Raw genomic sequence first — 11,400 nt, forward strand, 5'->3', positions numbered from 1 at the left:
CTTCGGGCTGGGAGTCCCGTCGATGCTGCTGGTGCTCGCGCTGCTGGTGCCGCTGTGCGCGGTGTGTGCGCGAGGCGCGGGGCAGACGGACGTGTCGCCCGTGGGCCAGGTGGGGAACCTCACGCAGGTCATCTTTGGCGGGGTGCGGCCCGGAGAGTTGTCGTCCAACGTGGCGGCGGGTTCGGTGGTGGCGGGCGCGGCGGCGCAGACGGGCGTGAGCTTGTGGTCGTTGAAGGCGGGGCACCTGCTGGGGGCGTCGGCCTCCCGGCAGCTCGCCGCGCAGCTGGTGGGCGTGACGGTGGGCGCGGTGGTGGCGGTGCCTGCCTATCTGCTGCTGGTGGACACGTACGGGCTGGGGACGGCGGTGTTGCCGGTGCCCGCGGCGGCGCAGTTCCGGGCGGTGGCGGAGGTATCCGTGCGAGGTCTGGCGGGCCTGCCGCCCTACGCGGGCTGGGCCGCGCTGGTGGGCTTCACGGTGGGGGCGCTGTCGACGCTGGCCGCGAGGAGCCGGGTTTCGCGGTGGTTGCCGTCGCCGGTGGCGATGGGTATCGGCTTCATCACTCCCGCCTACTTCGCGGTGACGCTGTGCCTGGGCGCGGGGATGGTGATGCTCGCGCGGAAGTGGCCGAAGACGACGGACGCGCACGTCTCCTCGTTGGGCGCCGGAGCGCTGGTGGGGGAATCGCTGATGGGACTCCTCGTCGCGGCGACGACGGTGCTCTCGCGGTTGGCGTAGCGACAGGAGTCGTCGCTACGCCGCGGGCGTGAGGTCCCGCACCCGCTCCAGCGAGCGGCGGATGCGGTCCTCCATCAGGTTCGGCATGTGCGCCGCGCGCGCCAGCGCTTCTCCGAGCGCGAGCATCGCCTCCGCGAAGTCGCTTCGGCGCCAGGCCGCGAGGCCCATCATCTCCAGGACCTCCAGCGGCTCCTGCTCCACGGAGGCCTGGGCGGAGCGCTCGCGCAGCGCGTGCCACTCCTCCACGGTCGCGTCCTTCGAGGCCAGCTCCACCATGGAGAAGAGCACCTCCTCCGACGGGCTGAGATTCACGCCGTGCCGGTTGGTCGCCATCGCCTGCCGCACCTGCTCCAGCAGGTCGCGCGCCCGGTCGTGCCTGTCCGTCCACGCCATGGCCCGCGCCTGGAGCAGCAGCGCCCAGGGACGGTGCGCCACCTCCGGATGCCGGCGCTCCAGCACGATGGCCCGGGCGATGTGCGGGGCCGCGGCCTCCACGTCGCCCGCCTGGTAGTACAGCTCGCCCAGGTTGTACTCGGCGAAGTACTCCCAGCCCACCACGCCCAGCTCGCGCCCCAGCTGCATGAAGCGCTCCTGGTCCTTCAGCGCGTTCGTCAGGTCGCGCCGAGCCACTCGCAGGTTGCGGCGGTTGTTGATGGCCGAGCCCAGGTGGAAGCGGTCTCCGCGCTCCGTGCACGCGCAGATGAGCTCGTCCAGCACGCGCTCCGCGGCGTCGATGTCGCCCAGGCTCGGCAGGATGGCCACCAGCAGGAGCAGTGAAACCACCAGCGTTTCGTAGCCCGCGTCGCCCAGCTTCCGCGCCCGCTCCGCCGCGGCCTCCAGGGTCATGAGCGAGTCCATCCATTCGCCCTTGCGGAACTGCGTGCGGCCGAGCGCCAGCAGGAGCCGCGCCTGCACGTAGGGCGACGTCACCGTCTCCGTCAGCTGCTTGGCTTCCTGGACCCGCGCCTCGCTGCGCGCGTAGTCGTTCACCCAGTCGAGCGCCACCGCCTCGTCGAGCAGCAGCTCCACCTCCGCGCGCGCATCCCCCACGCTCCGCGCCCGCTCGCGCGCGATGGCGAAGTCCGTGAGCGAGTCCTCGTACCGGCCGATGCGGTAGCGCATCAGGCCCCGGCCCCGCAGCGCCGTGAGCCTGCGCAGCTCGTCCTCGGGCTCGATGAGCTCCAGGGCGCGCGTGTACATGGCCTCCGCGTCCAGGTACGCGTGACGGCCGCGCGCGGACTCCGCGATGTCGATGGTCAGCGCCGCCGCCTCGTCGCGCAGGCCCCCCGACGCGGCGTGCAGCGCGAGCCGGGCCAGCCGCTGGCGCTCCTGCGCGCCCGCCGGGCTCAGGTAGTGGCGGTACGCGGCGTGGTGGATGCGCGCCTTCTCCTCCGCGGGCAGGCCCGCGACCACGGCCTCGCGCACCAGCTCGTTGCGGAAGCTCAGCCCCTCCGAGCGGTGCTCCACCAGCAGCCCCAGGTCCAGGAGCCGCCGCGTCGCATGCCCCGTGTCCAGCGGGAACTGGGAAGCCGCTCCGTCGCGCTCCAGCTCGCGCACCACGCCGTCCGCCGCCGTGCCGGTGAAGGTCGCGCCCAGCAGCGCGCACAGCCGGGCATGCGCGGCGAGCGCCGGAGGCAGCGCGCCCAGTTCGCGGTCCGCCAGCCACTCCACCAGCCGCAGCTCCGGCAGGCGGTCCAGTTCATCCGTGACGAGGTACCAGTTGCCGCCCGGCGCGCGCTGACGCACCAGCCCCTGACGCTTGAGGCCGCGCACCAGCTCCACCAGGAACAGGGGCACGCGCTGCGCGCGATCGATGATGCGCTCCACCGCCTGCGCCGGCACGTTCTCCACCGGCTTGAGCAGCGCGCGGCACAGGGCATGCGCGTCGCCCGGGGCCAGGCCGGACAGGGGCAGGTCCAACTGGCGCGCGGCGCGGGCGCTCCACGCTGGACGGCTCTGCTCGAAGCCCGGGCGCACCAGCACGCAGATCCACAGCGGCACGCGCGTCTCCGCGAGCGCCGCGTACTCCAGCGCGTCCAGCGCCGTCTCCTCCGCGAAGTGCGCGTCGTCCACGATGAGGCACAGGGGCCGTTCGCGGGCGTGCGCCGCCAGCAGCTCGCCCGTGGCGCGCATGGCCAGCGAGCGCAGCGCGCCCGGGGCCGCGGCCCAGCTGTGCAGCTCCGGCCCGCCCGGCGCGTACCACCCGAGCGTCGCGGCCACGCCCGGCCACAGCTCCATGCCCAGCCGGGTGCCCAGCCGGTCGAGGATGGCGGTGCGGCCGTCCTCCTGCGTGTCGGTGTCGTCGCGGTCGAAGCCGTGCAGCGCCACGCGCAAGAGCGTGCGCAGCGTGCCTTCAGGGTCGCCCTGCACGGGCTCTCGCGCGCGCAGGGAGTGGACGCGTGCGTGCGGCAGCGCGGCCCTCAGGCGCAGGCCCAGCGTGGAGGACAGGTGGCTCTTGCCGTGGCCCCGGTCGCCGCGCACGGTGACGATGGTGGGCGCCGCGTCCGACACCGCGGACCGGGCGCTCTCCAGGAGCTGCTCCAGCTCCACGTCGCGGCCCACCAGCATCGCGCTGCCCAGTTGCAGCACGGTGGCGTCCGGCCGGGGCGCGGCGCCCGAGGGCGCGGGGCGCATCAGCCCGGACCGTCCCGCCACCGGCAGGCACGGCACCTCCGGCACGGCCTCCGCGGCGGCGGGGGAGAGCAGGGGCCCGCGCAGCTCCACGAGGTGGGGGTAGCGCTCCTCGCGCGCGAAGATGGCGCCCAGGTAGCGGGGAGCGCCGTCGCGGCGGCGCTGCACGGTGACGTTGGCCACGTCGACGATGGACACCGGGGCGAGTCCCCGCTCGGCCAGTCCTTCGGCGGCCCGCAGCGCGCGGCGCACGGGGTTCTCTCCCACGTCGGGGTCGAAGACGCCCGCGAAGCGCTCGCCCTCCGCGAAGGCCATGTGGCCTCCGTAGGCGGTCAGGGCCTTCTGCATCGCCACGGGGTTGGCGCGCGAGAAGGTGAACAGCACCGCCACCGAGCGGCGCGTCTGGGCGGGGCGCACCTCGGGCAGCAGGGTGAGCCGGGGCGCGGGCTGCACGGCGGACTGGCCCGCGTGGTCCAGCGCCGCGCGCAGGGCCTGGGCCACGGCGGCGGCGTCGCGGGGACGGCGCGCGGGCTCCTTGGCCAGGCAGCGCAGCACGACCTCCTCCACGGGCGGCGCCACCGGGGCGTACTCCGAAGGAGGCGGAGGCCGCAGCGACAGGTGCGCCTGGAGCACCTCCGTGAGCGAGCCGAAGAAGGGCGGACGGCCCGCGATGAGCTCGTAGAGGATGACGCCCAGCGCGTACACGTCCGTGCGCGCGTCCAGGACCGCGTGGCCGGCGCACTGTTCGGGCGCCATGTATTCGGCGGTGCCGGCGAAGGAGGACGTGTCGCCGGGAGTGCCGTCGTCCGCGAGCACGCCAGGGGTCGGACGCTGCACCAGGCCGAAGTCGAAGACGCGGGCGCGCTTGTGGGCGTCGTCCAGGAAGACGTGCTCGGGCTTGAGGTCGCAGTGCACCAGTCCGTGCGCGTGCACGACGGCCACCGCCTCCAGGAGCGCGTTGGCGCGAGGCCCGAACTCCTGCGGCGACATGGGCCCGGACACCCGGGCCAGCCAGTCCGCGAGCGTGGGCAGGGGCACGTACTCCATGTCGACGAAGCGCTGTCCACCGGGCAGCGTGCCCACGGCATGGAGCGCGGGCACGGTGGGAGGCCCGATGACGCGCAGGGCCTCCGCCTCGCGGGCCAGCTGCGCCTCCGCGAGCGCGATGCCGGGCCGCGCCAGCTTCAGCGCGATGCGTTCACCCTCGGTGCCGTCGGCGGAGCGCTTGTGCGCGGCCAGCAGCACGCCGAAGCCACCGCGCGCGATGACCTTCTCGCAGCGGTAGCCCGGGACGTCGGGCATGACGAGCGAGGCATCGGATGGCGGAGCGATGGGAGGCGAGACGCCGGGCGGGCATGGCGCATGAGAGCCCTCCCAACGCCGCCCGCATGTGAGGCAGCGCGGCACGAGCGCCACTCTATGCCAGCGCCGCCGTGATTTCCGAACCACCAGAGTCGGTCATTCGACGGACACGTGAAGCATCCGTCAGAAGGCCGGAGGGCTTCCAGGCGTCACATCCTGTGAACCACGCGACACCGGACATCCGGGGCAGCCAGCAAGTCAGAGGGTCGACCGCGCACCGGCTGCGTCAATTCACACCGCATCGCGCAACGATGTCAGGAGTCCCTGCTAGCCCTGTTCAACAGGAGGAACAGGCATGAAAGGGATTCAGTCGCCGAGGCGCGAGTGGCTGTGCCTGGTGCTCATCGCGGGGCTGGTGGGCTGCGCGGGGGGACGTGCCGGTTCGTTGCCGGTGGGGCTGCACGGCTACGCGCGCTACCACAGCGCATCGCCGGCACCGTTGCATGGGGGCGCGGCGTCCGAGGGCGCGGGCGGCACGGTGGGGGATGAGGCTCCGGTGCGCGTGCCTCCGGGAACGGTGCTCATCGGGAGCGCGGAGGAACGGACGCGGCAGGCGGTGGAGCTGGGCCTGCTGGAGGTGGACGCGTTCGAGAAGCTCTTGCTGCGCGCCGGGCTGGAGGAGCCGCCGGTCCGTCGCAATCCCTTCACGCCCGAGGACGCGGCGGAGGTGCTGAACCGGCTGATGGGGAGGCCGGTGACGCCAGGCACGTATCCGCCGCGCATGGCGGCGGGCTTCGTGCTGCGCGAGGTGCTGGAAGGCGGCGCGGTGTCGCGCGAGGAGTTGGTGCGCCGGGTGGAGCGCTTCGTCCGGGAGCAGGTGGCGGTGCTGCGGCCGGACGGGTACCTGGCCTGGGCGCTCGATGGGCGCACGCAGCAGAAGGTGGGGACCGTGCAGTGGAAGGACGGGACCTTCCGCGCGGGCAACTTCGAGCTGGGGCGCTTCTACAGCGGCAAGGGCGGTGTCTTCCGCGGAGTCGATGCTCAGCTGCGTGCGGCGGATTGGCGCCCGCTCGCGGAGGTGTACGACGACGCGGATGTCCTCAGTCGCTCCCTGGATGGCGCGGAGGACGCGTTCGTGGAGCTGTACCACGGCATGGGGCAGTTGCTGTCCCATCCCACGGACAGCTTCGCGAGTCTGCGCCATCTCCCGCAGGGCGTGGCAGCGCTCATCGCGTCATCGCCCGAGTATTGGGAGCGCTTCCGGTACATGACGGAGGGCGAGCAGATCCGCGAAGCCGCGCGGCTGACCACGAACGTCATCACACTGTGGGGCACGGCCTCGGTGACGACGCGCACGTTGACGCGAGCAGCGGCGGGAGTGGAGGCCACCGTGCCCGTGCTCGCGGTGTCCGCGGAGGGACTGCTCAGTGTCGAGCGCGTCGCGGTGCCCGTGGGACGCGCGGCGGCGGTGCTGAGTGGAGGACCCGGGGCGGCCATCGTCCTCCAGAAGGCCAACGCGACACCGGCTCCAGCCGAGCCAGGAAAGTGGGGGCCAGCCGAGGAGTCGATGTCCGCGCGGGCCCGGCGCTACCAGGAGCAGATCTCCGGGCACTCAGCGGACGAGGCCTACTGGGTCGGTGGAGTGGGAAGGAACAGCGGCGGCGTGAAGTTCGACGGCTTCCGGGACGGAGTGCTACGGGAGGCCAAGGGACCCGGCTACGCGAACAAGTTCCAGGAAAGCCTGGCGCCAAAGGGCTGGTTCGAGGAAACGGGGGCCAGGCAGCTCCGGGAACAAGCGGGGCGGCAGTGGAGAAAGACGCGGAACATGGGAGTCCGCATTGAGTGGCATGTCGCGGAGAAGAAAGCGGCGGATGCCATTCGGAGACTGCTCAAGCGCGATGGTATCGACGGGATCGAAGTCATTCACACTCCGGCACGTTGAGCAGAGGACCCCTTGACCACCGAGTCAAAGCCCCAGGCCTACCCGGATAGCTTCTTTGTAGGTGCCTACTGGGGGGCACGTCGGGAGTCGCCAGAAGCATGCGCGCGTCGTGCGGCGGTCTTCCTGGAGCTCCTGGCCGCATGCGATCCGCTCCTGGCCCACTGGTACAAGTCCATCCGTTCCCGTAAGGGCACGCAGAAGCTGTCATTGATGCCGCCCGACGTGTCAGTGCTCACGGACTTGTTCCGGCGGGGCGTCAACCGTGAGGGCCGAGGACCCGTTATCGAGGAACTGGGCCTCCGCGTCGGCTTCCTCAACGGAGGTGCCGCCTCCGATGACGCACGCCTGAGCATCAAATGCGGAGCCTTCGACGACCCCAGTCCCAACAACTGCCTCTTGTCCCTCCCATTCGAAGGACCGACCGCGGAGCGGGTGTTGACCCCTTCCTCGCTGGAGGCCGTGATGCGCGGCATGGTGGCTGCCTGGGAGCCAGAATGGATCGCGGCGATGTCCGAGCACCATCGGGAACTGGATGATTCAGACAACAGGACCAACGCCCGGGTCGGCTGGGTGTCCTACTTCTCCAAGCAGCGCGGTACCGTGCCCCCACTGCCCGCGCCCGTGCGAATCGAACCGGTGGAGGACAAGGGCACGCTCATCCTCCTGACCCCGGAACGCTTCACGGTGGCCAACCCGGAGCACGTGGCCCTGGCCAATCGCGTGCGCGAGCTGCTCACCCGGGCCGGGCTCATCAAGACCCGCTGAAAGAGAAACGGCGCGCTCCACCCCGGCCGGCGGAGCGCGCCAACAACAGTCCTACCGCTGCGGCACTTCAATCGCACGCAGCAGCGACCCATCCTGTCCAGGCACCCGCGCACGCAACAGCAGCGCGGCCCCAGGCTCCGCGGACGTCAGGGCCTGTGCCGCCTCCGCGACGCCAGACACCTTCTGGTCACCCACCTGCGTCAGCACCATCCCGGGCGCCAGGCCCGCGCGCTCCGCGGGGCTGCCGGACTCCACCGCCACCACCTGCGCGCCGCCGCTGCCGTCCTGCGCCTCCGACAGCCTCAGGCCCATCCGCTTCGACAGGGGTGCGGGCGTCGAATCCCGAGGCGTCATCTCCTCCTCCCCCCGCTGCGTGGGCCGGGTGCCCAGCTTCACCGGCACCTCCATCACCTTGCCGCCGCGCACCAGGCTCACCTTCACCTCGCTGCCCGGCTTGAGCAGCGCCACCGCGCGCGTCAGCGACCCGGCGGAGTCCACCGCGCGCTCGCCCACCGACGTGATGATGTCCTCCTCGAGCAGGCCCGCCTTCGCACCGGGGCCGCCCGCGCTGACGCCGGCCACCACCGCGCCCTTCGCCGCGTCCACGCGCAGCGCGCGCGCCAGCTCCGGCGTGAGGTCCTGCACCGCCAGGCCCACCCAGCCCCGGCGCACCACGCCCGTCTCCTGGAGCTGCGGCAGGAGCGCCTGGATGAGGTTCGCCGGCACCGCGAAGCCAATGCCCGTCGCGCCGCCGATGATGGCCGTGTTCATGCCCACCACCTCGCCCTTCATGTTGAAGAGCGGGCCGCCGGAGTTGCCCGGGTTGATGGCCGCGTCCGTCTGCAGGAAGTCGTCATACGGACCCGCGTGGATGTCGCGCGCCCGGGCGGACAGGATGCCCGCGCTCACGCTCGACGCGAGCCCGAACGGATTGCCAATGGCCATCACGGGGTCGCCCACGCGCAGGCCATCCGAATCCCCCAGCTTCACGAACGGCAGGTTCCCGGACACGCCCTTCAACTGGATGAGCGCCACGTCCGTGAGCGCGTCGCGGCCCAGCACCTCCGCCTCGAACGAGCGCCCGTCCTCCAGCTTCACCCGGACGGTGTCCGCGCCCTCCACCACGTGGTTGTTCGTGAGCACCAGGCCGGACGGGTCGATGACGAAGCCCGACCCCAGCCCCTGCTTCGAGGGCGCGCCGCCCTCGCCAAAGGGATTCTGTCTGCCCTGCATTCCGAAGCGCTCGGCGAGGCCGGGGGGCAGGCCCTGCATCATCCCGCCCATGGCGGGGCGTACTCGGGCCTGCACCTCCACGTTCACCACCGCGCCCTTCACGGTGTCCACGAGCGGCGCCAGCGACATGAGCGCGCCGGGAGACCCGGGCGTGGGTGAATAGACCGCCGGCTCCACCTTCGCGCCCGAGGGCGTGGTGGCTGTCTTCAACGACAGCGTGGGTCGGGCGGGGGGAGCCACGTCCGCGGCCGGCTTGCAGGCCCCCAGGGCGACCAGGGGCATCAGCGTGAGCGTGCGGGCAAGGTGGCGGCGGGACGGAAGCGTGCGGACCATCGTGCGTTCTCCTTGAGTGGCGGCCGGAAGAGGGCCTTCCGGTCGGAGATGGGAAAGAAAGAGTCGAACCGGATGCGGTGGGCACCCTGGGAAGGAGGCAGCGGTCCCGTTCCACCAGCGACACCGGGAGCCACCGGTGGCCCAGCTGCCTGAAGGGAGCTCTTGGAGGAAGCCCCGCATCCGGTCCGACGCCGGGACTCCATTGCAGTCCGTGGGCCAACCCCTCCAGAACCCCCCTTCAGAGGGGAACCGGGCCCCAGAAGGCCCCAGGGCGCGGGGCAAAGTGCCCCAACCGGGGCATTTCGCCCGGGGGCGGCGTGCCCCAGACCCCGCCCCCGCGGCTCCCGCCAGACATGGCACGGCGGATGCTCATGGAGCGAAAGGTCCCCCCGCGAGCGTCGCCGCCGCGGCACCTTCAACCCCTCCAGGAGTTCACGCCCATGGTGCACGAGCAATCAGAAGGAGTCGCGCGCGGCGCGGCCTGGGAAGACCCCCACTCGGAGCCCGCGAGGCCTCCTCGCATCCTGGTCGCGGATGATCAGACGGAGATGCGCACGCTCATCCGCAAGATGCTGGTGCGGCGCGGTTATGACGTGGTGGAGGCGTCGGACGGGCCGGACCTGGTGCGCGTCCTCATTGAAGGGCTGACGGCGGAGGAGTCGCGCGCGCCCGACCTCATCATCACGGACGTGCGCATGCCGGGCTTCACGGGCCTGGAGGTGCTCGCCCGGCTGCGGCGCGAGCAGTGGAACACGCCGGTCATCCTCATCACCGCCTTCGGCGACGTGCACCTGCACCGCGAGGCCCTGCGCCTGGGGGCTGCCTGTGTGCTCAACAAGCCGTTCGACATGGACGAACTGCGAGGCGCGGTGGAGGTGGCCCTCGCGGTGACACGCGAGTGACGCCACCCCGGGTGATGGCGCGCTAAGGTGGCGCGGCAATGCCTGTCGCAAGGAAGCCCATGCGCCGCCTCCCCTGGTCCCTCTCGTTGTCGCTCCTGTGCCTGGCATGCGCGCCCACGCAGCGCCAGACGCCGGACGCGGGCACTCCGGAGGTCAAGCCCCAGAGGCTGGTGGCGCACATCGTCCACACCTACCCGCACGACCCCACGGCGTTCACGCAGGGGCTCCAGTTCCACCAGGGCCAGCTCTACGAGAGCACCGGTGAGAAGGGCGACCTGCGCCGCATCTCGCTGGAGCAGGCGGCGCCCCTGTGGAAGCAGCCCCTGCCGGACGTGTTCCCAGAGGGGCTCGCGAGCGACGGACAGCGGCTGTACCAGCTCACCTGGCAGGACGAGACGCTCTTCGTGTGGAACGGCGCGCCGCCCGCGCAGGAGAAGCAGGTGGAGTACGACGGCGAGGGCTGGGGCCTGTGCTACTGGCAGGGCCAACTGGTGCGCAGCGACGGCACGTCCACGCTGCGCTTCCACGACCCGAAGGACTTCCACGTGAAGTCCCAGGTGCAGGTGACGTTGCAGGGTGTGCCGCAGGAGATGCTCAACGAACTGGAGTGCGCGGAGGACGGCGTCTACGCCAACGTCTGGCATTCCAACAACATCCTGAAGATTGATTACGCCACGGGCCGCGTGCTGGCGGTCATCGACGCATCGGCGCTGGCGCAGGCGGTGCGAGGCCGGGTGCGCAGCTACGAGGCGGTGCTCAACGGCATCGCGCTGGAGCCCGGCACCGGCCGCCTGTTCCTCACCGGCAAGCTGTGGCCCGACCTCTTCGAAGTGACGCTGGTGGGGCCCGCCGCCACGCCGTAGCGCATTCCAGTCCTCCCGCTTCAGGCGGAGGGGGACTCACCCTGTCTGGAAAAGCGCCGCCGCACGGTCCGGACCACCTCCGCGTCCCAGCGCGGTGACAGCAATTCCAGCGCGGTCCGCCGGAAGGGCAGGGCACACGCCAGGCACGCCAGCGTCGCGGCCAGTCCAATGAGCGTGTTCTGCCAGGAGCCCAGGTTCCACTGCCCGGACCATGACCACGGCTCCATGCTCGTGGGCCACAGGTAGTGGATGGGCCAGTCCGGCCCGCTGCCGGCGAGGTCGCACAGCAGATGACCGTGGAACGCAGCCACCGACAGCAGGGCCACCGCTGCTCTTTGCCGCGCCAGCGCCGTACACACCGCCATGGTGACGAGCGCTCCCACGTAGCCATGAAAAATCACGTGGTGATAACGCGAATAAAGCTCTTCACCCGCCAGCAATGACAAACCATCCAGGTCCGGCGCGAGTCCCGCGCAGGTGACCAGGATGCGGTCACGCCGTTCGCGCAGGCCTTGCGAGAGGAGCCAGGACAATTCGGCGTGGACGATGGGATTCATGGGTGTGCACTAGAGCGCCGAACAGGTTAGGTCACGCCGCGAGCTGATAGCGCGCGGCGACCTCGAGGTTTTGGACGACCGCGAGTCGCCTGAGGTCAAAGAGGTTGCGGCGCGTGCCGCGATAACGGGCCTTCGG

At 71.5% G+C, this 11,400-nt stretch carries 8 protein-coding genes; 5 read left to right on the forward strand and 3 right to left on the reverse strand.

Annotation, left to right across the window (positions count from 1 at the left end; all coding sequences use genetic code 11):
* Window positions 1-736 (forward strand): OPT/YSL family transporter (locus D7Y11_RS38470; RefSeq protein WP_126936167.1); only part of this gene is annotated, 736 nt, incomplete at its 5' end.
* 15 nt (window positions 737-751) lie between these two features.
* Here D7Y11_RS38470 and D7Y11_RS38475 read toward each other — a convergent pair.
* Window positions 752-4,669, reverse strand: coding sequence for a serine/threonine-protein kinase PknK (locus D7Y11_RS38475; protein ID WP_199753911.1), 3,918 nt, complete (start codon window positions 4,667-4,669; stop codon window positions 752-754).
* 355 nt (window positions 4,670-5,024) lie between these two features.
* On the opposite strand from D7Y11_RS38475, the gene D7Y11_RS45270 reads away from it, so the two are divergent.
* Complete coding sequence (locus D7Y11_RS45270; protein WP_126936169.1) at window positions 5,025-6,611, forward strand: Tox-REase-5 domain-containing protein; 1,587 nt, start codon at window positions 5,025-5,027, stop codon at window positions 6,609-6,611.
* A gap of 12 nt (window positions 6,612-6,623) precedes the next feature.
* A complete protein-coding gene (locus D7Y11_RS38485) occupies window positions 6,624-7,376 on the forward strand; it encodes an immunity 52 family protein (protein ID WP_126936170.1) in 753 nt (250 codons plus the stop codon).
* Between the two features lie 51 nt (window positions 7,377-7,427).
* Here the strand turns inward: D7Y11_RS38485 and D7Y11_RS38490 are convergent, their stop codons facing one another.
* A complete protein-coding gene (locus D7Y11_RS38490) occupies window positions 7,428-8,942 on the reverse strand; it encodes a Do family serine endopeptidase (RefSeq protein WP_126936171.1) in 1,515 nt (504 codons plus the stop codon).
* Between the two features lie 440 nt (window positions 8,943-9,382).
* Here D7Y11_RS38490 and D7Y11_RS38495 point away from each other — a divergent pair, with 440 nt between their 5' ends.
* Complete coding sequence (locus D7Y11_RS38495) at window positions 9,383-9,844, forward strand: response regulator (protein WP_120579191.1); 462 nt, start codon at window positions 9,383-9,385, stop codon at window positions 9,842-9,844.
* 59 nt (window positions 9,845-9,903) lie between these two features.
* Window positions 9,904-10,707: a glutaminyl-peptide cyclotransferase gene (locus D7Y11_RS38500; protein WP_120579190.1), complete on the forward strand. Its 804-nt coding sequence runs from the start codon at window positions 9,904-9,906 to the stop codon at window positions 10,705-10,707.
* Between the two features lie 20 nt (window positions 10,708-10,727).
* Here D7Y11_RS38500 and D7Y11_RS38505 read toward each other — a convergent pair whose 3' ends face one another.
* Window positions 10,728-11,264: a metal-dependent hydrolase gene (locus tag D7Y11_RS38505; RefSeq protein WP_121752022.1), complete on the reverse strand. Its 537-nt coding sequence runs from the start codon at window positions 11,262-11,264 to the stop codon at window positions 10,728-10,730.
* Window positions 11,265-11,400 lie beyond the last annotated feature (136 nt).

Origin of the sequence: Corallococcus sp. AB018, assembly GCF_003986945.1 — a bacterium.
GTDB classification, from domain to species: Bacteria; Myxococcota; Myxococcia; order Myxococcales; family Myxococcaceae; genus Corallococcus; species Corallococcus exiguus.

Coding starts and splice junctions, on each gene's coding strand:
- D7Y11_RS38495 (WP_120579191.1), top strand. CDS start 9,383: ATGGTGCACGAGCAATCAGAAGGAGTCGCGCGCGGCGCGGCCTGGGAA.
- D7Y11_RS38505 (WP_121752022.1), bottom strand. CDS start 11,264: ATGAATCCCATCGTCCACGCCGAATTGTCCTGGCTCCTCTCGCAAGGC.
- D7Y11_RS45270 (WP_126936169.1), top strand. CDS start 5,025: ATGAAAGGGATTCAGTCGCCGAGGCGCGAGTGGCTGTGCCTGGTGCTC.
- D7Y11_RS38475 (WP_199753911.1), bottom strand. CDS start 4,669: ATGCCCGACGTCCCGGGCTACCGCTGCGAGAAGGTCATCGCGCGCGGT.
- D7Y11_RS38490 (WP_126936171.1), bottom strand. CDS start 8,942: ATGGTCCGCACGCTTCCGTCCCGCCGCCACCTTGCCCGCACGCTCACG.
- D7Y11_RS38500 (WP_120579190.1), top strand. CDS start 9,904: ATGCGCCGCCTCCCCTGGTCCCTCTCGTTGTCGCTCCTGTGCCTGGCA.